This window comes from Pseudoduganella sp. OTU4001, assembly GCF_038440195.1.
Classification (GTDB): domain Bacteria; phylum Pseudomonadota; class Gammaproteobacteria; order Burkholderiales; family Burkholderiaceae_D; genus Rugamonas.
Genome location: NZ_JASATG010000008.1, coordinates 1 through 20,947, shown reverse-complemented (window position 1 = coordinate 20,947; position 20,947 = coordinate 1). Strand labels below are relative to the sequence as shown.

At 65.0% G+C, this 20,947-nt stretch carries 20 protein-coding genes and 2 pseudogenes; 15 read left to right on the top strand and 7 right to left on the bottom strand.

Annotated elements, in window-relative coordinates; all coding sequences use genetic code 11:
• The first annotated feature begins 29 nt into the window (after positions 1-29).
• Entirely contained in the window at positions 30-971 is a 942-nt protein-coding gene (locus AAHE99_RS09540; RefSeq protein ID WP_342116769.1) for an AraC family transcriptional regulator, read from the top strand.
• Between the two features lie 28 nt (positions 972-999).
• Positions 1,000-1,308 carry a transcriptional regulator gene (locus AAHE99_RS09535; protein ID WP_342116768.1) on the top strand — a complete coding sequence of 103 codons (309 nt, stop codon included), beginning with the start codon at positions 1,000-1,002 and terminating at the stop codon, positions 1,306-1,308.
• Between the two features lie 59 nt (positions 1,309-1,367).
• Here AAHE99_RS09535 and AAHE99_RS09530 read toward each other — a convergent pair.
• Positions 1,368-1,706, bottom strand: a pseudogene (locus AAHE99_RS09530) (methyltransferase family protein); the annotation flags it as partial.
• Between the two features lie 32 nt (positions 1,707-1,738).
• On the opposite strand from AAHE99_RS09530, the pseudogene AAHE99_RS26785 reads away from it, so the two are divergent.
• Together AAHE99_RS26785 and AAHE99_RS09525 are read left to right on the top strand one after the other, a co-directional pair.
• Positions 1,739-2,071 (top strand): annotated as a pseudogene (locus tag AAHE99_RS26785) (methionine adenosyltransferase); the annotation flags it as partial.
• On the top strand, positions 1,984-2,469 hold the full coding sequence (locus AAHE99_RS09525) for a methionine adenosyltransferase (protein ID WP_342116766.1): 486 nt from the start codon (positions 1,984-1,986) through the stop codon (positions 2,467-2,469). The pseudogene AAHE99_RS26785 and the gene AAHE99_RS09525, both read left to right, overlap by 88 nt.
• A gap of 30 nt (positions 2,470-2,499) precedes the next feature.
• On the opposite strand, the gene AAHE99_RS09520 is transcribed toward AAHE99_RS09525, so the two are convergent.
• Positions 2,500-2,997 (bottom strand): hypothetical protein, encoded by a 498-nt coding sequence (locus AAHE99_RS09520; RefSeq protein ID WP_342116765.1) that lies wholly within the window; start codon positions 2,995-2,997, stop codon positions 2,500-2,502.
• A 196-nt stretch (positions 2,998-3,193) separates the two neighbouring features.
• On the opposite strand from AAHE99_RS09520, the gene AAHE99_RS09515 reads away from it, so the two are divergent.
• From AAHE99_RS09515 to AAHE99_RS09475, 9 genes are all read left to right on the top strand, one after another.
• Positions 3,194-3,802, top strand: coding sequence for a thermostable hemolysin (locus AAHE99_RS09515; RefSeq protein ID WP_342116764.1), 609 nt, complete (start codon positions 3,194-3,196; stop codon positions 3,800-3,802).
• A complete protein-coding gene (locus tag AAHE99_RS09510; RefSeq protein ID WP_342116763.1) occupies positions 3,795-5,252 on the top strand; it encodes an AMP-binding protein in 1,458 nt (485 codons plus the stop codon). The genes AAHE99_RS09515 and AAHE99_RS09510 overlap by 8 nt, the downstream gene beginning before the upstream one ends.
• Complete coding sequence (locus tag AAHE99_RS09505; protein ID WP_342116762.1) at positions 5,249-5,923, top strand: TenA family transcriptional regulator; 675 nt, start codon at positions 5,249-5,251, stop codon at positions 5,921-5,923. Before AAHE99_RS09510 ends, AAHE99_RS09505 begins: the two co-directional genes overlap by 4 nt.
• Position 5,924: 1 nt before the next feature.
• Positions 5,925-6,719 (top strand): SDR family oxidoreductase, encoded by a 795-nt coding sequence (locus AAHE99_RS09500; RefSeq protein ID WP_342116761.1) that lies wholly within the window; start codon positions 5,925-5,927, stop codon positions 6,717-6,719.
• Between the two features lie 20 nt (positions 6,720-6,739).
• Positions 6,740-7,378: a tetratricopeptide repeat protein gene (locus AAHE99_RS09495; protein ID WP_342116760.1), complete on the top strand. Its 639-nt coding sequence runs from the start codon at positions 6,740-6,742 to the stop codon at positions 7,376-7,378.
• Between the two features lie 15 nt (positions 7,379-7,393).
• Entirely contained in the window at positions 7,394-8,059 is a 666-nt protein-coding gene (locus AAHE99_RS09490) for a response regulator transcription factor (RefSeq protein ID WP_342116758.1), read from the top strand.
• Positions 8,056-9,450, top strand: coding sequence for a sensor histidine kinase (locus AAHE99_RS09485; RefSeq protein WP_342116756.1), 1,395 nt, complete (start codon positions 8,056-8,058; stop codon positions 9,448-9,450). Before AAHE99_RS09490 ends, AAHE99_RS09485 begins: the two co-directional genes overlap by 4 nt.
• Positions 9,451-9,552: 102 nt before the next feature.
• Positions 9,553-11,277 carry a L,D-transpeptidase family protein gene (locus tag AAHE99_RS09480; RefSeq protein WP_342116755.1) on the top strand — a complete coding sequence of 575 codons (1,725 nt, stop codon included), beginning with the start codon at positions 9,553-9,555 and terminating at the stop codon, positions 11,275-11,277.
• A 10-nt stretch (positions 11,278-11,287) separates the two neighbouring features.
• The gene (locus tag AAHE99_RS09475; protein WP_342116753.1) at positions 11,288-11,926 is read left to right on the top strand and encodes a cytochrome b/b6 domain-containing protein; all 639 of its coding nucleotides are present in this window, start codon (positions 11,288-11,290) and stop codon (positions 11,924-11,926) included.
• A gap of 32 nt (positions 11,927-11,958) precedes the next feature.
• On the opposite strand, the gene AAHE99_RS09470 is transcribed toward AAHE99_RS09475, so the two are convergent.
• Complete coding sequence (locus AAHE99_RS09470) at positions 11,959-12,555, bottom strand: SagB/ThcOx family dehydrogenase (RefSeq protein WP_342116752.1); 597 nt, start codon at positions 12,553-12,555, stop codon at positions 11,959-11,961.
• 153 nt (positions 12,556-12,708) lie between these two features.
• Here AAHE99_RS09470 and AAHE99_RS09465 point away from each other — a divergent pair, with 153 nt between their 5' ends.
• Both AAHE99_RS09465 and AAHE99_RS09460 read left to right on the top strand, forming a co-directional pair.
• A complete protein-coding gene (locus tag AAHE99_RS09465; protein WP_342116750.1) occupies positions 12,709-13,548 on the top strand; it encodes a universal stress protein in 840 nt (279 codons plus the stop codon).
• A 6-nt stretch (positions 13,549-13,554) separates the two neighbouring features.
• Positions 13,555-13,899 (top strand): hypothetical protein, encoded by a 345-nt coding sequence (locus AAHE99_RS09460; protein WP_342116748.1) that lies wholly within the window; start codon positions 13,555-13,557, stop codon positions 13,897-13,899.
• Here AAHE99_RS09460 and AAHE99_RS09455 read toward each other — a convergent pair.
• Genes AAHE99_RS09455 through AAHE99_RS09440 form a run of 4 tightly spaced genes read right to left on the bottom strand, consistent with a single transcriptional unit; the run spans position 13,889 to position 20,786 of the window.
• Complete coding sequence (locus AAHE99_RS09455; protein ID WP_342116747.1) at positions 13,889-14,722, bottom strand: formate/nitrite transporter family protein; 834 nt, start codon at positions 14,720-14,722, stop codon at positions 13,889-13,891. The genes AAHE99_RS09460 and AAHE99_RS09455 overlap by 11 nt on opposite strands.
• A gap of 15 nt (positions 14,723-14,737) precedes the next feature.
• A complete protein-coding gene (locus tag AAHE99_RS09450; protein ID WP_342116746.1) occupies positions 14,738-16,135 on the bottom strand; it encodes an efflux transporter outer membrane subunit in 1,398 nt (465 codons plus the stop codon).
• On the bottom strand, positions 16,119-18,803 hold the full coding sequence (locus AAHE99_RS09445) for a bifunctional acetate--CoA ligase family protein/GNAT family N-acetyltransferase (protein WP_342116743.1): 2,685 nt from the start codon (positions 18,801-18,803) through the stop codon (positions 16,119-16,121). The genes AAHE99_RS09450 and AAHE99_RS09445 overlap by 17 nt, the downstream gene beginning before the upstream one ends.
• A 9-nt stretch (positions 18,804-18,812) precedes the next feature.
• Positions 18,813-20,786 carry a cation-translocating P-type ATPase gene (locus tag AAHE99_RS09440; protein WP_342116741.1) on the bottom strand — a complete coding sequence of 658 codons (1,974 nt, stop codon included), beginning with the start codon at positions 20,784-20,786 and terminating at the stop codon, positions 18,813-18,815.
• Positions 20,787-20,947 lie beyond the last annotated feature (161 nt).

Below are 20,947 nucleotides of genomic sequence, written 5' to 3'. Positions count from 1 at the left end.
CAGGACTTACGATAACGCCAAGTCCAAATATGTTTAGCCAAAGTCCGGCAGCATCCGACCCGCTCTCCGAAGTGGTCAGGCTTTTGCGGCCCCATGCAGCATTTGCCAGCATCATCAGCGGCAAGGGGAACTGGGCTGTCCGATACTCCGCATATGGCTTTCCAAGCTTCTGCATCATGTTGGACGGCAGCTGCCTGCTGTCGGTCGATGGCCATGAACCGGTTGCGATTGGCGCCGGTGACTTCATCCTCTTGCCGGCCACCCCTGCCTTTACCATCTCGAGCTTTGCACCGGCCCCTCCAGTTTTCCTGGATCCTGACAAAGTAGCGAACGACCGCCGGGAATTGCGGTATGGCGAGCAGGATGGCGCGCCGGACATGCGCTCGCTGGGTGGAGCTTTCCTGTTCGATTGCCCCGATGCGTCGTTGCTCGTATCGCTTTTGCCCAGCATCGTGCATGTGCGCGACTCAGCCCGCCTGCGGTTGCTGGTGGATATGGTGGGACAAGAGTCCTCCGGCGATAAGCCAGGCAGCGAATATGTGCTTTCGCGCCTGGCCGAGCTGTTGCTGGTGGAAGCAATGAGGTCGTGCACGACTGGCAATGCGCCTCCTGGACTACTGCGCGGCCTTGGCGATGCGCGCCTCGCCCCCGCGCTGGCCTCAATGCACGCGCAGGTCGGCCACCCGTGGACAATCGAGCAGCTGGCCAGGATTGCGGCGCTGTCCCGCTCGTCCTTCTTTGAGCGATTCAACCGCCTGGTTGGGACAGCACCGATGGACTACCTGCTGGTGTGGCGAATGCAGATCGCCAGGGACCTTCTGCGCGCCAACGAATTATCCGTGTCCGAAATCGCTGAGCGGATTGGCTACGGCTCCTCAAGCGCATTCAGCGTCGCGTTCAGCCGGCATGTGGGACAGCCGCCAAGCGCGTATGCCAATGCTCAGTCTTCCCTGCGGATCGGCCTATACTGAATGTGCAGGAATCACTTTGGGAGGATGTATGGAACTGCTCGAAGCGGAAGACATTGCCGAGTTTCAGAGGATATTGCGCACAAATCGCTTGATCCGTGCGGATTTTTCCCTCAGCGCTACGGACACAACGGACCCCAAGACCGATGAGGTGCCAGCATTACAGGGGGAATTGACGGTGCGCCGCAAATCAACGGGCCAGACCAGGCAATATCTGATCAGTGACAGCACTTCGTGGCTCGACTTGTTCCGCAATGACATCAAGGGTGGCGCTTTTGTAGGCCAGAATTCCCTGCAAGTGCGCAGCCCGGCAAGCCGGTTGCGCAAGACCAGGCACTAATGTGCGTGTTCAACACGGGCACGCATCTGATGCGATAGGTGCGCGCTATGATAGCGCCCTTATAGTTCGTCAGCCCGAACATGCCGGGCTGGCGCTTCAAGCTCTTCACGGCGGGCCAGCAGCACATACATCACACACAACACCGGGAGCATCAGCAAGGTGACCAGGGTGGGCCACTGAACCAGGAAGCCGAACATCATCATGATGAAGGCCACATACTGCGGATGCCGCATGCGCGCATACCAGCCCGTAGTGGCCAGGCGCTGCTGACGCTGCGCCTCGAACAGGGTGCGCTACGCCGATGCCAACAGCAGGAAGCCGCCGAAAATCAACACATTGCTCAGCAAATGGAACGGCCCCCAATGCGGGTTGACCTTCCAGCCCATCGGCAGCCCCAACCTGCAGCAGGTGTTCGCGCGCCAATAGCGTTCCGATTGCCAACGATACTTCCTTCGGTGCTGGCTACGCGCCGCTATCGTCCCTGGAGCTGGCGGTGCTGGTGTTGGCCGGCGCATTGCGCGCGCCTGCCTTCTGCGCAGCGTTCCCGGAGGCCGGCGACGGTTTCAAGGTGATGGGGCTCCGCGTCGGCAACCGGATCGGGATGACGGCCGCACTAGCCTTTATCGGCCGTCACGTTGCCAATGGCGAAGCCTACCGCCAGCGGTCGCGGGCCAATTGCGCGCGCTATTGGGCAAGGACTGCGTACTCGAACTCAATACCCTGGACCTCGCGCCCATGCTGGATGTGGCGGACGGCTTCCTGACCGTGACCGGTACCAGCGCCGAACATGGCGACGACGGCCAAGTGAGCCGCGGCAACCGCGTCAACGGTTTGATCACCCCCAACCGCAGCATGTCGCTGGAAGCGGCCGCCGGCAAGCACCCGGTGGCCCATGTCGGCAAGCTCTACAACGTGGTGGCGCAGCGCATGGCGGCAGCCGTGCAGGCTCAGCTCGGCACAGCGTCGGAAGTCGTGGTGCAGTTGCTGTCGGACATAGGCGCGCCGGTCAACCAGCCGCGCCTGGTCCATGTCGAAATCGGGCAAGGCTTTCCCCTCACGCCCGGCACGCGGGCGCTGGTGCGCCAGGTCGTGGCGACACCTCTGGACAGTCTGCCGGCTCTGACTGCGGAAATCGTGGCCGGCAAGGTACGCCTGTTCTAGCGGGCAAGGCCCTGCCCCGGCAGCTCCGCCCTATTGCTTGGGAGCGGGCTTCTGGCCCTCACGCTCGACCATCTGCTCCATCATCATCTGCATCATGTCCATCCGCTTTTCCATCGCGTCCAGCCGCTCGCCCTGTGGCTTGGGGCGCGCGTCGCCCATCATCGGGCACGGTTTGGCATCGTCCTTGTCCCCGGCCGCCGGCTCCTTCATCATCGAGCAGCCCATCATCTGCATTGCACCGCCGCCGGCCGGACGCAGCGCCTGCATTCCCTCACGCATCGTCTCCATATGTTCCTGCATCAGCCGATGACGCTCATGCGGATCCTTGGCCGCCTTAATTTTGTCCATCTGTCCGATCATCTTCTTCAGCTGGTCGTAGGCAGCATTGAAACGCTTGTCCGCCGCAGTGGCGGCGGCCGGCTTACCCTGCGCCGGCTTGGCAGCGGCCTCGGGTGGGTGGTGCTTGTCGTCGGCATGGGCATGTCCAACCAACAGGGTTGCCAGCATCAGCGGTAATAGGTTGCGCATGACGGTCTCCATCCAGGGTTAGATACGGAGATCGTGCGGCGGCACCAGCATAACTTCCATGATCCAAGTCAAATCAGCCGCGTCGAATAGTTGTCGTTGATGCAATAGCGCACACCGCCGCGTTCTTTGCCCGCTTAATGCAGGGATAATCTTCCTTGCATAAAGTCATCCCATCAGACACTTGTTGAGGGATACCATGTTGAGCACCAACGCAGAACTGCCAACTGGCCCCGCTCGCCTTCCGAAAGCGGTTAGCAGGATTGAACATTTCCCGCGCGGCGCGGCTAACCGTCCGGAACTGGAAGCTTTCATCGCCGATTCGTTTCGTGCCAGTTACGGCGCCGAGGTCAACCACTTCAGTGAAGTACTTCTCGGCGCACGCGACAAGGACGGGCACTGGATCGCAGCACTTGGTTACACGCCGGCCAAGCTTGCCCCGCTCTTCCTCGAACATTACCTGGACGCCCCGGTAGAAGCCGCCATCAGCGCGCATGCGCGCAGTCCAGTCGATCGCGCCAGCATTGTCGAAGTAGGCAATCTGGCAGCGCATCACCCCGGTGCGGCGCGCTCGCTGATTGTCAGCACTACCCAGCTTTTAAACAGCCTCGGCCTTCGCTGGGTGGTGTTTACAGCTACCGTCAGTCTGCTCAATTCCTTCAGCCGGCTACACCTTCAGCCCCATGTTCTGGCGCCCGCCGATCCAGCCCGGCTACCTGATGGCGGACAGCGCTGGGGCAGTTACTACGACACCCAACCCAAAGTCATGTTTGGCGACATCCACTATGGTTACACACAACTTGCTTGAATCTTTTCCGCCCGGGCGCCCAGTCCTTTGCGACGGCAGCAATGAGTTCGATGCCACGGCCCTCGCGCAGCGCGTTTCCGGCCTGTGCGCTGCCTTCCAGGCGCGCCGGGCCCCACTGGCGCCGGTGGCCATCCTTGCCGACAACAGCCCGGAATGGCTGGCCGCCGACCTGGCCACCCAGGAGCTGGGCCTGACCCTGGTGCCGCTCCCGCTCTTCTTCACGCCGGCCCAATGGGCTCACGTTCTGCGCGAAAGCGGCGCCAGCGCCGTGCTGGCGCCGGCCGGTGCATCGCTGGGCGCCCTCGGTTTCGGCGAGCCAATCCAAAGCGGCGGTCCGCTGCTGCTGTATCAGGCCGCGGACAGCCCGCATCAGCGGGGCTTGGCGGATACGCAGAAGATCACCTTCACGTCGGGCACCACGGCCGCCCCGAAAGGCGTCTGCTTAAGCACTGCCCAGCAATGGGAGCTGGCGCGCGCCCTGAAACAAGGGGTGGCGCAGCTTCACCTGGAACGCCATCTGTGCCTGCTGCCCTTCGCGGTCCTGCTCGAGAACATATCCGGTCCCTACACTGCCATGCTGAGCGGAGCGACCACGATCTGTCCGCCGCTGGCAGAAGTCGGCATGGCCGGCGCCAGCCAGTTCGACCCGCAGCGCTGCCTGGATGCCATCGCGCGCTACCAGGCGCAAAGCATCATCGTCTTGCCGCAGATGTTGCAGGCCATCCTCGGCGCATTGGCGCCCGACGACAGCCGCACCGCCAGCCTGCGCTTTATTGCGGTGGGCGGCGCCAAGGTGCCGGCGCGCCTGCTGGCAGCCGCGCACGCACGGGGATTGCCGGTATTCGAAGGTTACGGCTTGTCGGAATGCTGCTCGGTGGTCGCGCTCAATCTGCCGGGAAGCGAGCGCAACGGCAGCGTCGGCAAACCCTTGCCGCATCGCCCCGTGCGCATCGCCGCCGATGGCGAGATCGAAGTCGGCGGCGCGTTAGCACATTACCTCGGCATGGCGCCGAACCACGCTGGATGGCTCGCCACCGGCGACCTGGGCCACCTCGACCCGGACGGCTACCTGTACATCGACGGGCGCAAGAAGGACATCCTGATCACCAGCTTTGGCCGCAATGTCTCGCCCGAGTGGCCCGAAGCGGCCTTGCTGGGTACCGGCTTGCTGGCCCAGGCACTCGTTATCGGCGACGGCCGGCCCTGGCTGTCGGCCCTGCTGGTACCGGCAAGGCCGGAGCTAACGTCAGCCCAGATCCAGCAGGCTGTGGACCTGGCCAACCAGGAGCTGCCTGACTACGCACAAATTCGGCGCTGGACCAGCGTACCGCCCTTCACCCCGCAAAACGGCCAGGCGACGCCGAACGGCCGCCCGCGCCGCGCCGCGATCCAGCAACAGCTTGCTGGGCTGATCAATTCAATGTATGACCACCAGGAGCAAACCGCATGAGCTTTTTCGAAGCACTCAAGGCTGGCAGCGAAAGCGAGCGCCAGCAAATGTTCGCCATTCCCATCATCCAGGACGCGCTGCGCGGGCAGGCCACGACCGCGCAGTACATCGCCTTCCTGACCCAGGCGTACCACCACGTGCGCCACACCGTGCCACTGCTGATGGCATGCGGCAGCCGACTTGGCGCCGACTATGAATGGCTGCGCGAAGCCATCGCCAAGTATATCGAGGAAGAAGTCGGGCATCAGGAATGGATCCTGTCCGACATCGCTGCTTGCGGCGGCGACCCGGAAGCAGTAAGGCACAGCCAACCGCATCGCAGCACTGAACTGATGGTGGCCTATGCCTATCATCAGATTGACCGCGGAAATCCGGTGGGCTTCTTCGGCATGGTGCATGTGCTCGAAGGCACCAGTACTGCCCTGGCAACGCATGCCGCCGACACCTTGCGCGGCGCGCTTGGTCTTCCAGCGCAGGCGTTCAGCTACCTGAACTCACACGGCAGCCTGGATATCAGCCACGTGGCCTTCTTCGAAGGGCTGGTCAACCGCCTTGAGCGGCCGGACGACCAGGCTTCGGTGTTGCACGTGGCGCGCATGATGTACCAGCTGTACGGCGACGTGTTCCGCAGCCTGCCGCATGGCGGTGCTCTGTTCGACCAGGCGGCATGATATGGGAACGCGCATCGCACAACGCTATCGCGCCGTCCTGACCGGGGCGGGCGGCGGCATCGGTTCGGCCATCGCGCGCCGGCTCGCACCGCAAGCCGATGCCCTGATCCTGGTCGGGCGCCAGCCCGCGCCGCTGGCCGCCCTGCGCGCTGAGCTTGGCGACCATGTACAGGTAGTGTGCGGCGACCTGACCACGCCGACCACCTTGTCCGCAGTCCAGCACGCAGCGCAGGAAGCCGGCCCGATCAACCTGCTGGTTAACAACGCCGGCATCAGCCATTTCCACAGTTTTGAAACGCAATCGGCGGAAACCATCCGCGCCATGCTGGAAACCAACCTGGTGGCGCCGATGCTACTGACCAGGCAGTTGCTGCCTCTGCTGCACCAGGCGCCGTCGGCGCAGGTGGTGAACATCGGTTCCGTATTCGGCCTGCTCGGCTTTCCCGGTTTTGTCGCCTATGGCGCCAGCAAGGCCGGCCTGAAGGGCTTCTCGCAGGCCTTGCGCCGCGAACTGTCCGACAGTTCGGTCGAAGTGCGCTATTTCGCCCCGCGCGCCACACGCACAGCGATCAACAGCTGCGCGGTGAACGCCATGAACAGCGCACTTGGCACGGCCGAAGATACTCCCGAAACCGTGGCACTGGCCTTTACCGAGTTCTTGGCGGGTAACGCCTGGCAAGCCACCATGGGTCGGAAGGAACGCTTCTTCGTCATGCTGAACCGACTACTGCCGTCACTCCCTGACGATGCCATCCGCAAACAACTCGCCATTATCCGCCAGTACCTGCCCAAATAATTCCTACAGGAGCCACTGAAATGAAATACATCGCCAAATTCGCCGCAGCGCTGCTGCTTCCCTTCGCTATGGCCGTTGCCGGCGTACCCGATGAGGTCAGCAACCTGCAGCAAAAGTGGGAGCAGATCCGTTATAAAACGCCAACCGCGGCCCAGGAAGCACAATACGAGCAACTGGTGAACGAAGCGCAGAAACTGCTTGCCGCTAACCCCGGCAGTGCCGACCTACTGATCTGGTACGGTATTATTGAGTCGACTTATGCTGGGGCCAAGGGCGGGCTGGGCGCGTTGTCCCATGTGAAGAGCGCGAAGAAGGCACTGGAACAAGCGATCGCCATCAGCCCCGATGCCCTGGCTGGTTCAGCCTATACCAGCCTGGGTTCATTGTACTATCAGGTGCCAGGCTGGCCGATCGGCTTTGGCGACGACAAGAAGGCACTGGAATTCCTGAAGAAAGGCCTGGCAATCAATCCCGATGGCATCGATCCGAACTATTTCTACGGCGACTACCTGTTCCGCAAAGGCGACTACACTGAAGCGGAGCGTGCCCTCAACAAGGCACTTCAGGCTGCACCGCGCCCAGGCCGCAAAGTGGCGGACGAAGGCCGTCGCGGGGAAATCGAGCAGTTGCTGGCGAAGATCGCCGCCAAACGCAAGTAACAAGGAGGTTGCCCGTTGAGAATCCTGTTAGTCGAAGATGATCCACTGCTGGCAAGCGGCCTGCTGACAGCGTTGCGCCGCGCCAGCTACACGGTGGAACACGTCAACGATGGGCCAGCGGCCCTGCACGCCCTGAGCCACTCGCCGTTCGATCTGATGGTGCTGGACCTGGGGCTGCCGACCCTGGACGGCACCGAGGTACTCAAGGCGGTGCGCCACCGCGACAACCCGATTCCAGTGCTGGTCCTCTCCGCGCGGGACTCGACGCGCGACCGGGTTCAGGGGCTCGACCTGGGGGCGGACGACTATCTCGTCAAGCCGTTCGACCTGGATGAGCTGCTGGCGCGCCTGCGCGTTCTCCTGCGCCGCCGCAGCGGACGCCAGGTCAACCAGCTTACCGTGGGCGACCTCTCGCTTAATCCGGAAAGCCTGAGCGCTACCTGGCGCGGCCATCCCGTCGAACTGCAGCGGCTGGAGTTTATGCTGCTGCTTCAACTGGCGGAGCAGCCGCAACGCGTTTTCAACCGGGCGCAACTCGAAGAGTCGTTGTACGGGTGGGGCGAAGGGACGGAGAGCAACACCATCGACGTGCACGTGCACCACCTGCGGCGGAAGATCGTGCCGTCGGTAATCAAGACCATCCGCGGCGTCGGCTATCGCATGGGCGACCTGGCGGCATGATTACAAGTTTCTATTCCGCCCGCCAACGCCTGGTTGCCGCCACCCTGCTCTGCATGCTGCTGATTTTCCTTGGCATCGGCATCGGCGCACGCAATGTCGCGCGGCACGAATCCGATGAGCTGTTCAGCGCGCGCCTGGCCACGTCGGCGCGCGTTTTGGAGGCACTGGTGGCGCGCCAGCTGGAGAATGCGACGATCGCCCAGCCGATCATCATCGCGCTGCCGCACGAACTGGAAACCACCACCAGCGACGCGCCGGAAATTTTCGGGCACCGTTATGAAACCAAGATCGCATTCCAGGTTTGGAGCAGTGACGGCGTGTTGCTGGCCAAGTCCGCATCCGCGCCGACCTCGGCACTGGCGCCGCTACGTGCCGGTTATTCCGAAAACCATACGGATGGCGCCGACTGGCAAGTGTTTACTCTGCAGTCCGGCAAGGTCTGGGTTTTGACTGCCGAGAAAGACGAAGTGCGGCAGGAAATGTCGAATGATATCGGCAAATCCATCCTGGTGCCGCTGGCCGTGGGCGGCGTGTTGATGCTAGCTGCCGTCAACTTCCTGATCCTGCACAACATGCGCCCGCTGTCCGAACTGGCGGCGCGCATCGCGGCACGCGAGCCGGAATCGCTGGAACCCGTGATCCTGCCGGAGACTCCGCTGGAGATGGCGCCTATCGTCATCGAGTTGAACCACCTGCTCGACCGGATACGAGCAGCGTTCGAGCGCGAGCAACGCTTCCTCAATGCGGCGGCCCACGAAATTCGAACCCCGATCGCAGCCGTGCAGCTGCACCTGGAAAATGCCCAGCGCGCCGCCACGCCCGAGCAGCGTGCGTCATCGCTGGCGCAGGCTATGGCCGGTGCCCGCCGCACCAGCAAGCTGGCCGAACAACTGCTTACCCTGAGCCGGATCGCGGCCCGCGGCGACCAGATGGAAATGCAAAGCCAGTCCCTGCAAGCGCTCTGCTGCGACGTCATCGGCATCATGGAGCCGCTGCTGGACCAGCGCGGCCAAAACATCGGCCTGGAAGTGGTGGAGGATTGCCAGGTCTGGGGCGATCCCACCCAGTTGCGGCGCTTGCTGCAGAACCTTGTCGATAACGCCTCCCAGCACGGCGCCCCCCACGGGGAGATCACGGTGACCTTGTCGCGCTGGGAGGATTGCGCCCTGCTCGACGTGGCAAACGATGGCATGCCGATTCCGGAGAACGAAATCGGCAAACTGTTCACCCCTTATTACCGTCTGCCTGGCGCCGCTCCGGGCGGCCACGGCCTGGGCCTGGCAATTGTGCAGGAAATCGTTGCCATGCACCATGGAAAGGTCGAGATCCGGCGCAAAGCGGACGGCCAGGGCACCGTCGTGCGCCTGCGCCTGCCCCTGGCGAAGACTTGACCACGTACCGGCGCATCCATCGGTTTTGATCCAGATCATGGCCTGCTTTCAATGCTTTGGCTAACGTCCTGCCATACGAATTGAAATCATGAGCCTCGACCTATGCCTTTCGGTAAGATCGCCTCAATCATGGTGTTCGGCGGCTGCCTCCTGCTCAGGCCCGCTGCTTCCCAGGCTGGCGACAGCCATCCCGCCCCCACGATAAGCAGCCTGCTCAGCACCTATGCGCTCGAAACGCAAACAGCGGACGATCGCGCCAGCCGCAACCGGGCGATGGTCCGGCGCTTTTATGCGGGCAATGGCGATCGTCCGGCCTGGGCCGATAAGCGTTTTGTGGCGGCGGAACTACTGCATCAGCTGGCCGACGCCGAACGCTATGGGCTGCGGGCGGATGGCTACCTGGTGCCGCCGCCACCCGCCGGCGAGGCAGCCCAGTCGCCCGACTGGCCGGCCGGTTTCGACCTCGCGCTGACTGCTGCCGCATTGCGTTTCCTGTCGGACCTGCACTTTGGCCGTTCTGCCCCAGACTTCAAATGGTATGGCGGCAGCCGCGAGCCAGACGATTTCGACCCGGTCGAGCACCTCAGGCAAGCCCTGGCGCAAGGGACTTTTGCTCCGGCAATCACGGCCGCCGAGCCCAGGCTGGCGCTCTACGCGCGCGTGAAACAGACTCTGGCAAACTACCGTGAACTGGCACGGAGGCACGGGCAATGGGCGCCATTGCCGCCGCAACCGGCCCCGCCAGCGTCCAGCAAGCTCCTGCTGTATAGCGGTGTTGCCGCGCTATGGCAGCGCCTGGCACTGCTGGGCGACCTGGAGGAAAGTGCTGCCGCCGCCGATGCAGGAATGTCCAGTGCGGCGCTGGAGGCCGGACTTAAGCATTTCCAGGCCCGGCACGGGCTGACGCCTGACGGCATCCTGGGCCCAGCGACCATGTCGGCGCTTGCCATTCCGCTTGCCGATCGCGTCCGGCAGCTCGAACTGACGCTGGAGCGCCTGCGGTGGATGCCTGGATTGCCGCCTGGCCAACTGATCGTCGTCAACGTGCCATCGTACCGGCTATGGGCCTTCGACACCAAGTCGCCGCCAGGCAGCGTGGAAGCCGACATGCGTGTGATCGTCGGGAATGCCGCCCGCACACCTACCCCCCTCCTGATCGCGCAGCTGCGCTACCTGGAGTTCAATCCGGCCTGGAACGTCCCACGCAGCATTGAAGTCGAGGAGTTGATCCCGAAGCTGGCGCGCGATCCTGCGCTGCTTTACAAAGAGGATTTCGAGCTCGTCCCGCGCGAGCGCGCCGCCAGCAATGCTGCCGGGTCGCCACTGGCCTTGCTGCGGTCGGGCGCGATGCGGCTCCGGCAGCGGCCGGGCCCGCGCAATCCTTTGGGTCCGGTGAAGTTTGGAATGCCAAACCCGCAGAATATCTATCTCCACGGCACGTCCGCGAAGGAACTATTTGCCCGGACGCGGCGCGACCTCAGCCACGGCTGCATCCGGCTCGAACACCCAGAGGAGCTGGCGACATTTGTGCTTCGCAACGAGGGGCAGTGGGACCGGGCCAGCGTGCTGGCGGCCATGGAACCCGGGCCCAGCAGAACCGTCACGCTCAGAACGCCGATCCCGGTGGTCCTTCTGTATGCGACCGCCCTCACCGACCGGCAAGGACGCGCAATATTCCTGCTCGACACTTACGGACTCGATAAAAAGCTCGCCCGCGCATTAGTAGCCGAGGCGGTTGACACAGGTCATGGATTTCCCCAGGGGGCAGCCATAGGATGGCCCCATCAACCAACACCGCGTGCGGTGAAAGCTGCACCTCACTCCTGAGGGAGGCCCTATGCAAACGATAAAGGCAACGCCTGGGCATAGCCAGGCCGAGATCGACGTCTGGGATGCTCCGACCCGCGTCCTGCATTGGCTCATGGTGCTATGCTTCGCTGGCGCCTACCTGACGTCCGAAGGGCGAATCTGGCGCGCGCTACACGTCACATTCGGCTATACCATGGCAGGTCTGCTTGTGTTTCGCGTCATCTGGGGCATCATCGGAACGCGCTACGCGCGGTTTACCAACTTCGTCCGCGCACCCGCTGCCGCCTGGGCTTACCTGCGCTCCCTGTTGACGCGGCATCCACAGCACTTTGCCGGTCATAACCCGGCCGGCGGCCTGGCTATCATTGCATTGCTCGCCACTGGTGCCGCTGTCACGTTGAGCGGCTGGGTTGCGCTCCAGGAATCCAGCAAGGACCTCTGGGAGGATGTCCACGAAACTTTCGCCAACCTGATGCTTGCCCTCGTCCTGCTCCACGTCGCTGCGGTCGTCTTCAGCAGTTGGCTGCACCACGAAAACCTGGTCGCATCGATGATCCACGGCCGAAAAGCCGGCCCCGCCGGCACCGGCATACGGCATCTTTACCGTAGTATCGGCGTGCTGTTGCTGCTCGCGGTTGCTGGCTTCTGGTACTTGCGCTGGCGATGATTCGCGGCGCAGCCCTTGCGCGTGCGGTGGCATCAGCGCGCCATCCGGCGCACCGGCAGGCCGACTGCCTGTGCCAGCAAGGGGCGCTGGCTGTCGCGCAACGCCATCACATTCCGCAGCGCGCCGGGGTCGGCAATCACCCGGAGGTCCGTCACCAACCCTTCCGCGGCGCACATCAACGTAACATTCTGGCTGCAGCTGCCGGCGCACATCGCCGCCGTCAGCTCTTGCTGTTTCCTTTCCAGCTCTGTCCCTCCGTCGATGTCGGCAACATACAGCAAGCTGATGGGGGCGGAGCATGCGCTACCGGCCCCGGCCAGGAACTTGCGCACATCGCGGCGCACCACATGCCGCAGGAAGCCGGTGTCGGCGTCAAAGCGATACAGCCCGTCAAGGGCCGCGACATACACCGCAATGCTGAGTGGTATGGCCCACCACCCGTGGCTCGCCCATAACAGCCGGGACAACTGGTATTGCGAGAGGGGTTGCGCGGACACGCCCTCGCCATTCCGCTGGCCCAGAAGGCCCAACAGAACTTTCACTGGCTCGCCCAGGCCGGCCTCGGTGCCAAGCGCACGCCAATCTATCAATCTGCAGTTGGTGGTGCTATCCACGGTGATCGCCATCATCTATCTCCCCGACACGACAACTGCCCTCCCAGCGCAGCCGGTATTGCGCCATGGTGCGCCCGGAACGCCGTGGCAGTATTTGATCTGGGTCATGGTTTTACCTCGGTGCAGCGCCCACACTCTCCTGTATCTCGTGCCCAACCTGCGGAGGCAATGATGTTCAAGACGATTATCGTACATGTCAGCCCGGCCTCCGGCATGCCTGCAACGTTTGGCACAGCCGCCAGTCTGGCCATAAGCCATGGCGCCCATCTGGTTGGCACCGCCGTCAGCGGCGTGGCCGAAATGAACTACCTGTTGGCGGCAGGTGCCCCGGTGGCCATCATGCCCACCTTCGATCTCGATGCCCTGCGCAAGGATGCGCAGCAGCAGCTGGACACGTTCGCGCACCAGTGCGAAGCGGCCGGCGTGCCATCCTGGGAAACACGCCTGCTGGAAACGACGGCAGCCGACGCACTGCTTCTGCAATCACGCTATTGCGACCTGGTGGTGGCGGGCAATCAGGACGTCGCGCAGTACGGGCTGCTGGCGCCGACGCGATTACCGGGCCACCTCGTCACCCAATGCGTGCGGCCCGTGCTGCTGGTGCCACCCAAGCACCATGCCAAGGACAATTTCAGCAAGATCATGATTGCATGGAATGGCAGCGCCGGCGCCAGCCGCGCGCTCGCATTCGCCATGCCGTTGCTGCTGAGGGCTGCGCAACTGACTATTGTTCTCTGCAACCCGGCCGATGAACGGATCGACATGGGCGCGGAACCCGGGGCCGACCTGGCCACCTACCTGGCGCGCCACCACCGCAACGTCAACGTAGTCAATCTCGATACCGTCCAGCAAACCAGTACTGCCTTATGTGAAATGGCAGAGCGGCGGCACTTTGACCTGGTGGTGGCCGGCGCCTACGGCCATAGCCGCCTGCATGACTGGGTGGTCGGCAGCACCACTGGCGGCCTGATCGAGAAGTGTCCGGTTCCACTGCTGATGACGCAGTAAGGCGCAATGAACGCACGCGATGACGATGCCGGCACTGGCAGCCTGGTGCTGGTCGCGAACGAAATCCAGCTTTTGCTGGCTGAGGAGCGCACGGCGCTCTCGCTGCTGCGTACCGGCATCACAGTCTTTGCCCTGCCGCTGTCGGCGCTGGGGCTGCTGATCGCCACTTCCGGCAGCTACCAGTTCCGTGACGTGGCCCTGCTGCTTTTGCCCTTGCTGATCCTGAGCGCGGCGCTGGTCGCGTTGGGCGTCTATCTGGTCGTGCGCGGCCTAGTCGTGGTGCACCGATGCGAGCGCCGGATCGACGCGATCAAAGGCCGGCACAAAGACCTGGCCCACCTCATGGATTGACGTTCTTCGCAGGCTGGGCGCCGGCTGCTGCCGGGCCACGGTAGATGAAGCGATAGACCAGGCCGACCAGCAAGGCGCCCCCCACCAGGTTGCCCGCCAGTACCGGCAGCAGGTTGCCCATCACCGCGGACCAGCCCAGCGCTCCGCCCGGTGCCTGAAGCAGCAAGGCCATGGGCAACAGGTACAGGTTGGCCACGCTGTGTTCAAAGCCCGCCGCCACGAAGGCGGAGACCGGGAACACGACGGCCACCGCCTTGTCCGCCACGCTGCGGCCGGCCATCGCCATCCATACGGCAAGGCACACCAGCGCGTTGCACAACACCCCCAGCAGGAACGCACGCAGCGGGCCCAGCGCGACTTTTGCTTGCGCGACCCGCAGGTACTCCGCCGCGATGGCGCCGCCCTGCATGTCCGGATGCCCGGACCAGTACACCAGCAGCGCCAGGCCACCGGCTCCGGCGGCATTGCCCGCCAAAACGACGCCCCAGTTACGCAGCAATTCAGCGCCGCTGATACGACGCTCGGCCCATGCCATCACCAGCAGATTATTGCCGGTGAAGAGCTCCGCGCCGGCCACCACGACCAGCAGCAGACCGAGCGAGAAAGACAGCCCGGCCATGACCAGCCGGATCGCTATGCTGAGGCCATGATCGGCCCGCACCAGGACACTGTACAGGGCGCCCAAGCCTATAAAAGCGCCGCCCAGCACAGCCAGCATGAACAATGCGCGCACCGGCAGCCTGGCTTTCGCCACACCGGTCTGTTCGATCCGCTGTGCGATCTCGCCCGGCGTATAGGCATCCATGCCAAAGATTTCCGCCATCTCTGCCTCCCGCTCTCAGGGCGTATCGCTTGGCTGCCAGCCGCCACCCAGCGCCTTGTACAAGCGCACGTGGGCGGTGCTGTGCGCCACCTCCGCCAGCACCAGCGCATCCTCGCTTTGCAGCAGCGTGGCATGGCTGCCCAGTACCGCATCCACCACCACCTTGCCATCGACATAGGCCAGCAGCGCCAGGTTCGCGGCATTGCCGGCAATCTCGGCCGCCGCCCTTAGCGCCTTCCTGCGTTCGCGCGCCGCCGCGAGATCGACCAGCGCATCCTCCACATCACGCAGGGCAGCCAGCACCGCCGTGTGATAAGCCGCATAGCTTTCCTGAACCGCAGCCTGCCCGGCGGCGACACGCGCCCGTCCGGCCCCGCCGTCGAACGCGATGCCGCTGATCGCACCGAATAGTCCCCGCAGCATGCTGCCGCTGCCGCCAAAACCGATGCCGTGCAAGCCGATGCTGCCCTCCAGCCGCACTACCGGCTTGCGTGCGGCGTCGGCCTGCCCCAAGCGGGCCAACGCCACGTCGACCTGCGCCGCCGCGGCGCGCACGTCGGGACGCTGGCGCAGCGTATCGGCCGGCAGGCTCATAGCCAGCCCTTCCGGCGCCTGGGGTACCGCTGCGCCAGCCGTGAGCGGTGTTGCCAATGCGCCGGGCGCGCCGCCGCAAAGCAGGGCCAGGCTGTGTTCCAGCTGCGCGCGGCTGGCCCGCCAGCGTGGCAACTCAGCCATGGACAGGGCCAGCGCGGCACGCGCGCGGTCGCGGTCCAACCCGGCGTCCTCATTGGTTCGCTGAGCAGCCAGCAAGGTCAGGATCAACTGACGCTTGACATGTATATCGGCCAACGCCTCGCGCTGCTGGACGCCGCGCAACTCGATATAGGTCAACGCGACTTCGGCTGCCACACTCACCTGCCCATCGGCGAGCGTCAAGGCCTCCGCGTGCAGCGCCGCGGCGCTTGCGGCGAGGCCCGCTTTCCGGTAGCCGTAGAGATCAGGCTCCCAGCTGGCATCGAGCCCGGCACTATAGCTGCTCTGACTGGCAAAGCCCCGCTGCCGTAGGTTTTCGGCCGAGGCGCTGGCACTGACCTGGGTCGACAGCCCGGCGCCGGCCAGGTCGCGCAGCGCCCGCGCCTGCTGCAAACGGGCTGAGGCTAGCGCGAGCGAGGTATTGCGCGCCAACGCCTGGTCGACCAGCGCCGTCAATTGCGGGTCATCAAAACGCTGCCACCAACTGCCCAGCCCTGGCGTGCCGCTGGCAGGCATCTCCCGGTACCAGCTGGCCGGAATCTCCAGCGGCGCAGGCGCCGGCGCCAGTGCCGCCACGTCCGGCTTTTGCCCTGCCGTGACGCATCCTGCCAACGCCAGCAGGCACGCCAGCGCGCAGCCACATCTAGTCCGCGCGGCCATGCTGTTCTCCTATGCCTTCGTGCAGCACCAGGCGCAGCGCGACCGTACCATGCGGCGGCGCCGGCTCGAGCGCGAAGCCCAGCCTGCGTGCCAGCTGCAACATCCGTTCGTTGTCCGGCAGCGCCTCGCCCACCACCTGCCGCGTACCGCGGGCCCGGCAGTAGCCCAGCAGTTTATTCATCAGCATGGTCCCCAGTCCGCGTCCCTTCAGATCCGAACGCACGACCACCGCGAACTCCGCGCGCTCGTTATCGGGATCGGCCACGGCGCGCGCCACCCCCAGCGTCTCGGGACCGGTCGGCCCTTGCCGCGTGGCGATGAACGCCATCTCGCGGTCATAATCGATCTGCGTCCAGCGCGCCAATTGCGCGGGGGAGACGCCATGCATCGCTGAAAACATCCGGAAGCGCACGTCCTCGGCGCTCAACGCGGCGAAGAAGGCGGCGTGCTGCGGCGCATCCTCCGGGCGCACCGGGCGCAATACCATCGGCGCACCTTGCCACTGCAGCGCTTCTTCCAGCTCCTCGGGATAGGGACGGATGGCAAAGCGTTGTGCACCGCGCGTAGTAGCCGGCGCCACACGCATGCGTGCGTCAAGCGCCAGCACACCATGTTCATCGGCCAGCAGCGGGTTGATGTCGAGTTCCAGCACTTCCGGCAGGTCGGCCAGCAGCGCAGAGAGCCGCACCAGCACCATGGCCACGCCATCCACGTCGACTGCAGGGCGGCCGCGGTAGCCGGCCAGCAGACGCGCCACCCGGGTCCGTCCGATCAGGTCCCGCGCCAACGTCAGATTCAGCGGCGGCAGCGCCAGCGCCCGGTCGCCGATCGTTTCCACGGCAATGCCGCCCTGCCCAAACAGGATGACGGGACCGAACACGGGATCGGTACTCGCACCGGCGATCAGTTCAACCGCGCCCGGACGGCGCGCCATGGCCTGGACCGTAAATCCGCGCACATGCGCATCCGGCAGCAGCGCATGCAGCCGCGCGCGCATCGCGAGCGCCGCCGCACGCACCTCGGCCGCCGTCCCAAGGTCGAGCACCACGCCGCCGACGTCGCTCTTATGGCTGATGTCGGGCGACAGGATCTTCAACGCCACCGGATAGCCCATGCGATCAGCCAGCATGACCGCCGCCTCCACCCGGTCGGCGATCGCCGTTTCCACCACCGGCACGCCATAGCAGGCCAACACCTCTTTGGCTTCCGGCTCGCTGAGCATGCTGGCGCCGCGCAGCAGTGCATCCTCGATCACCGTCCGGGCCCGACGCCGGTCCGTGCGGCACTCGCGGCTGCAGGCGGCCGGCACCTCCAGCAGCGCTTGCTGCGCCCGGCGGTGATTGACCATCTGCATGAACCCGTCCACGGCATCCTCGGGGGTTGCGTAAGTCGCAATGCCAGCCTGGTCAAGCACCTTCCGTGCCGCGACCATCGCATCGCCGCCCAGCCAGCAGGCCAGGATATTCCGCTCGGCGCCGCGCGCTGCCTCAGCCACCGCCTGCGCCACTTCCAGCGCAGGCACGATGGCCGTCGGCGCATGCATCACCAGGACCGCGTCCACGCCATCGTCCTGCAGCAGCGCCGACAGGGCTTCGCTGTATCGTCCCACCGGCGCATCGCCGATGATGTCGACCGGATTCGCGCGCGCCCAGCTCGCGGGCAGCACGGCGTCGAGGCGGCTCAAGGTGGCGGGCGACAGTGTCGCCAGCGCGCCGCCGCTGCCGATCAGGGCGTCGGTGGCAAGCACGCCCGGTCCGCCGCCGTTGGTCAGAATCGCCAGCCGCTCGCCCGTCAAAGGGCGGGCGCTGGACAAGGTCTCCACCGCGTCGAACAACTCCTCGGTGGTCAGCACGCGCAACATCCCGGCGCGGCGGAAGGCCGCGTCGTACACCGCGTCGCTCCCCGCCAGCGCACCGGTGTGCGAATTGGCGGCCTTCGCTCCTTCGGCGAACCGGCCTGCCTTCACCACCAGCACCGGCTTGCTGCGCGAGGCGGCGCGCGCCGCCGACATGAATTTCCGCGCAGCGCGCACATCTTCCATGTACATCAGGATGGCCTGGGTGGCGCGGTCGGCCGCCAGGTAGTCCAGCACATCGCCAAAATCCACGTCGCTGCTGTCGCCCAGCGAGATGAACCGCGAAAAGCCGATGCCGCGCGAGTGCGCCCAATCCAGCACGCCTGTCACCAGGGCGCCCGACTGTGATACGAATGCCAGCTTGCCGGGCAGCGCGGGCACATGGGCGAAACTGGCGTTGAGGCCAATCCCCGGCACCAGCAAGCCAACCCCGTTCGGACCAAGAATGCGCAGCAGGTGGGGCTTCGCCGCGTCCAGCATCGCGGCCTTGTGCGCCGCGCTCATGCCGCCGGTGATCACCACTGCGGCGCGGCAGCCCAAATGCCCCAGTTCGCTCACCAGTTGCGCCACCGTGTGCGGCGGCGTGCAAATGACCGCCAGGTCCGGCACGACCGGCAATTGGCGGACACGGTGCACGACCTGGCACCCCGACAGTTCGGTGTATTTCGGATTGACCGCCATGACCCGGCCGGTGAACCCGGCCTGCAAGACATTGGCCAGCACCGTTGCACCAACGCTGTGGGGCCGTGCCGATGCGCCGACCACCACCACCGAGCGCGGCTGCATCAGGTATTCCAGGTTGCGTACGCTCATACGACCTCCTCAATCAATTGCCGGCCTGCGCGGCATGAGCCTGCCGGCAGCAAGATTCACCAGATAGCAGGCCAGGCCGCACGCCATCACCAGCAGCAAGGCGGAAGTTGGTAGCGCACTGAACTGGAAGACGCGTTTCACCATGGGCAGGTACAGCGCCAACAGCAGCATGACGCCGGTCACCGCGGCCACGACCAGCGGGACCCGGTTGGAACCGGCCAGCCGGGCCTGCAGGCTGCGGCGCTGCGGCAGGCTGGAGAAGATGAGCGACAGGTTGACCAGCACCAGGACGGCATAGCCCGCCGCCCGCGCGGCCGGTTCCGGCAGTTGCGGCAAGGCCCATGCATAGGCCAGCACGACGGCCGCCAGGCCCACCACGCCCTGGATCGCGGCCAGTGTCAGCGTCGGGCGGTCCAGCAAGGGGCTGTTCACCGGCCGTGGCGGGCGCTCCATCGCCCCGGCGTCGGAGGCCTCGTTTTCGAAAGCGAGCGAACATGTCGGGTCGATGATCAACTCAAGGAATGCGATGTGCATTGGAAACAGCAACACCGGCCAGCCAAGGAACGCCGGCAGCAAGGCCATGCCGGCGATCGGGACATGGATCGCCACCACATACGACATCGCACTGCGCATATTGGTGAAGATCCGGCGTCCCAGCCGGATGCCGCGCACGATCGAGGCAAAGTTGTCGTCCAACAACACCAGCGCTGCCGCCTCGCGCGCCACGTCGGAGCCGCGCTGTCCCATGGCGATGCCGACGTGGGCCGATTTCAGCGCCGGCGCATCATTAACGCCATCGCCGGTCATCGCCACCACCTCACCATTGGCCTTCAAGGCTTCCACGATCCGTAATTTTTGCAGCGGCGTGATGCGGGCACAGACCGTCGCCTGGGCCAAACGCTCACGCAATCGGGTGTCATCCATCTGGCTAATCTCGTCCCCACTTAGCACCCCACTGTCCGGCAAGCCGGCACGTCGCGCGATATAGACCGCCGTGGCCGGATAGTCCCCCGTGATCATGATGACGCGGATGCCGGCGGCATGGCATTGGTCGATGGCAGCCGGAACTTCGGCGCGCAACGGATCGGCCAATCCCAATAGCCCGAGGAACACATAGCTGAAGCCAGCTTGCTCCGGCGGCAACGAAGCGGCGGCGTGTACGGCGCGCGCCACGCCCAATACACGCAACCCCTGGCCTGCCATAAAGTCAGCTGCACTGCGCAAGTCGGCCAGGTCGGCGTCGTTCAAATGGCACAGTGCGCCGATCGCTTCAGGGGCCCCTTTGGCGGCGATGGTCACCAATTCGCCATCGCCGTCGTCCCACACCTGGGACATGGCCCGCAGCGAGGGTGACAAAGGATATTCGCGCAAAGGGCGATCCGCTCGACCGACGTCTGCCAGGGTGTGTAGTGCCTGCTCCATCGGATCGCTTGCGCGCGGCTTGCTGGCCAGCGAAGAAAAGCGCACCAGATCGCTGAACGCCAGCGGCAAGCCGTCCGGTCCGGCCGGCAGCCGCAGGAATTCGCCGCCCGCATACAACTGCTCGACGTGCATGCGGTTCTCAGTCAGGGTGCCGGTCTTGTCGGTACACAGCACCGTAATCGAGCCGAGCGCTTCGATTGAAGCCAGACGCCGCGTCAGCACCTGCGCCCGCGCCATGCGCCAGGCGCCGAGCGCCGGGAAGACGGTCATGATCACGGCAAACTCCTCCGGCAGCAGCCCCATGGTCAGTGCGATCCCGGCCAGGATGGCAGGCATCCAGTCCCCGCCGCGCAATCCGTACAGGAAGGTGGCGAGCACGCTGACGGCCACCGCGGCCATCACCATCAGCCTCACCATGCGGGCAACGCCGCGCTGCAGAGGCGAGAGCTCGACGCCGACATCCTGCAGGCTGCGGCCAATCTGGCCCAGCGCGGTACGCGCCCCGGTCGCGGTGACGCGAGCGATGCCGTCGCCCTGCACCACCAGGCTTCCCGACCACAAAAACGGGGTATCGTCTCCCCCTGGGGGCGGGGGGGGCCCCAAACCCCCCCGCCGAACCCTGGGCCCCCCCCCCCCCCCCCGCCGGATAAAGCCCTAAAAAAAGGGGCCGGCCCCCCCCCCCCAACAGATAGAGGCGGCGGGCCCCCCCGCGGCCCCCCCCC

Bases quoted from the DNA above. Each gene is read 5' to 3' on its own strand.
- AAHE99_RS09500 (WP_342116761.1), top strand. From the start codon at position 5,925: ATGGGAACGCGCATCGCACAACGCTATCGCGCCGTCCTGACCGGGGCG.
- AAHE99_RS09520 (WP_342116765.1), bottom strand. From the start codon at position 2,997: ATGCGCAACCTATTACCGCTGATGCTGGCAACCCTGTTGGTTGGACAT.
- AAHE99_RS09515 (WP_342116764.1), top strand. From the start codon at position 3,194: ATGTTGAGCACCAACGCAGAACTGCCAACTGGCCCCGCTCGCCTTCCG.
- AAHE99_RS09475 (WP_342116753.1), top strand. From the start codon at position 11,288: ATGCAAACGATAAAGGCAACGCCTGGGCATAGCCAGGCCGAGATCGAC.
- AAHE99_RS09505 (WP_342116762.1), top strand. From the start codon at position 5,249: ATGAGCTTTTTCGAAGCACTCAAGGCTGGCAGCGAAAGCGAGCGCCAG.
- AAHE99_RS09460 (WP_342116748.1), top strand. From the start codon at position 13,555: ATGAACGCACGCGATGACGATGCCGGCACTGGCAGCCTGGTGCTGGTC.
- AAHE99_RS09455 (WP_342116747.1), bottom strand. From the start codon at position 14,722: ATGGCGGAAATCTTTGGCATGGATGCCTATACGCCGGGCGAGATCGCA.
- AAHE99_RS09480 (WP_342116755.1), top strand. From the start codon at position 9,553: ATGCCTTTCGGTAAGATCGCCTCAATCATGGTGTTCGGCGGCTGCCTC.
- AAHE99_RS09470 (WP_342116752.1), bottom strand. From the start codon at position 12,555: ATGATGGCGATCACCGTGGATAGCACCACCAACTGCAGATTGATAGAT.
- AAHE99_RS09465 (WP_342116750.1), top strand. From the start codon at position 12,709: ATGATGTTCAAGACGATTATCGTACATGTCAGCCCGGCCTCCGGCATG.
- AAHE99_RS09535 (WP_342116768.1), top strand. From the start codon at position 1,000: ATGGAACTGCTCGAAGCGGAAGACATTGCCGAGTTTCAGAGGATATTG.
- AAHE99_RS09495 (WP_342116760.1), top strand. From the start codon at position 6,740: ATGAAATACATCGCCAAATTCGCCGCAGCGCTGCTGCTTCCCTTCGCT.
- AAHE99_RS09450 (WP_342116746.1), bottom strand. From the start codon at position 16,135: ATGGCCGCGCGGACTAGATGTGGCTGCGCGCTGGCGTGCCTGCTGGCG.
- AAHE99_RS09540 (WP_342116769.1), top strand. From the start codon at position 30: ATGTTTAGCCAAAGTCCGGCAGCATCCGACCCGCTCTCCGAAGTGGTC.
- AAHE99_RS09445 (WP_342116743.1), bottom strand. From the start codon at position 18,803: ATGAGCGTACGCAACCTGGAATACCTGATGCAGCCGCGCTCGGTGGTG.
- AAHE99_RS09485 (WP_342116756.1), top strand. From the start codon at position 8,056: ATGATTACAAGTTTCTATTCCGCCCGCCAACGCCTGGTTGCCGCCACC.